Origin of the sequence: Pseudomonas sp. NBRC 111130, from assembly GCF_001320485.1 — a bacterium.
GTDB lineage: Bacteria > Pseudomonadota > Gammaproteobacteria > Pseudomonadales > Pseudomonadaceae > Aquipseudomonas > Aquipseudomonas vlassakiae.
In genome coordinates, this window is sequence record NZ_BCBG01000099.1 from 1 (window position 1) to 1,978 (window position 1,978).

The 1,978-nt window shown below is 58.2% G+C and carries 1 protein-coding gene; it reads left to right on the forward strand.

Annotated elements, in window-relative coordinates; translation table 11 throughout:
• Positions 1-469 precede the first annotated feature (469 nt).
• A partial coding sequence (locus APH33_RS22770; protein ID WP_156352041.1) for a hypothetical protein occupies positions 470-1,978 on the forward strand: 1,509 nt, incomplete at its 3' end.

The window sequence follows — 1,978 nt, forward strand, 5'->3', positions numbered from 1 at the left end:
GTTGGTAGGGCGACAGTTTAGGCTTGGGGCTGACAGGTGCCTGCCTTGAGGTGTTCAGCGCCTATCAGATCGAGCGCCGCCCGCGCGGCGCATCGCGGGCAAGCCCGCTCCCACATCTGTTTCGGGCCAGTTATTCCTGTGCCGCCAACAGGATCCGCCTTGTTGGCATGGCGGTACATCTCGGTGGCTCCACCTGTCTCCTGTCATGCACCAAGGCGGTCCCTGTTGGCAGCACAGGAGAGACTGGCCCGAAACAGATGTGGGAGCGGCGGTGCGGCGATCCGACTTGCCCGCGATGCGCCGCGCGGGCGGCGCTCGATCTGATAGGCGCTGCAACCTTGTCGGCGAACACCTGGCAAGCCGAAAATCCGGACAGGATCGCGTAAATAACTATCATTTTTGCCAGTTGTCTCCATATTCGTCCAGGCGCTTCATAGGACCTCATGCCGACCCTGTAAGGACGCCTATTATGCTGTTCACCGAAGCCAACTTCAGAAAGTTTTTCAAAAGCCAGGACACCATCACTATCAATGGAGTGACGGAGAAGTTCGTCGAGGCAACAGCGTCCGCTGTCAAAGTACAGGCCAATAAGGCGCTGGAAGTTGCCTACACCGACATCACTGCGGTGCCCCAGCTCAAGCAGAGGGTGCAGGAATTTACGAACCAGATCGAGGTCATCCTTGCGTCGGGGGCAGAGCGCGTTGAACAAAAGGACTGGAAATCCCTGACCCCTGCATCCGGCCCGGTGTTGGTTGATCTCATCTACGGAACCGGCGCATCTGACTACGCATACTGCATATACGGATATGTAACCATCAAACCCGTATTGGATGGGCATGAATTTGTATTCAGTCTGGATGCCAAACAATCCCAGGCTTTCGAGGCGCTCAAAAAACTGTATGACCCCTTGCAGAAATGGGGCGCATGGGATGGCCAGCACACGTGGCTCAGCGAAGTGAGCAATGTGTATCTGCTAAAGGCGTTGGTGGCCAAGCCATCATCAGCCGCCAACCCAGGGGTTGGAACCGGTTGGGTTCGCCATGCAACGATCGATGCTACGTTGGCGACCGGCACCTACCCTCGCTGGATCACTGTGCTCGACGACAGCACGGGCGCCTCCATGCCCGGCTCGCCCCTGATTTTCGACCTCACAGGCCATAACACCCCAGACAAATGGCCTGCATTCATCCGCGACCAACTTAACGCATCGCCTTTGCGCAATTATCTGCGCCTGGGCACCGATGACTCACCCGATGGCACGTTCGGCCCTGAAGACAGCGGCACATTCTGGCGCGCTGATGTGCCGTTGCGCATTGCGCTTGGGCATCTGACTGATGACCGGGCAAACCCCGTGCTGCATACCGCTGACGGGAAAGCCGCCAGCATTGCCCAGGTTCTTCAGGAGCGTGTTCAACCTCCACCTGGCGGCACTGGCACGCGGGTGGTGGAAATCTGTCTTCGTGATGGCCCCAGTAATGAGCCGATCAAATCTTGGCCCTGCGTTCTCGACTACACCACCGATGAAGACAACCTGCTCGGGCGTATCGATGCATTTGTGGAAAGCGTGAACGCTCACCTGCCTGTACAACCGTTCTTCCGCAAGACCGGCGACCAAAGCCGGGTTGAAGCACACAAGAAAGACTGGTCAGTAGACTTGCGCACCACCTTGAAGCTCAAGCTGACGGTGCGCCAGGCAACTTGGGTACGGCATGCAACGATCGATGCTACATTGGCGACCGGCACCTACCCTCGCTGGATCACTGTGCTCGACGACAGCACGGGCGCCTCCATACCCGGCTCGCCCCTGATTTTCGACCTCACAGGCCATAACACCCCAGACAAATGGCCTGCATTCATCCGCGACCAGCTTAACGCATCGCCTTTGCGCAATTATCTGCGCCTGGGCACCGATGACTCACCCGATGGCACGTTCGGCCCTGAAGACAGCGGCACATTCTGGCGCGCTGATGTGCCGTTG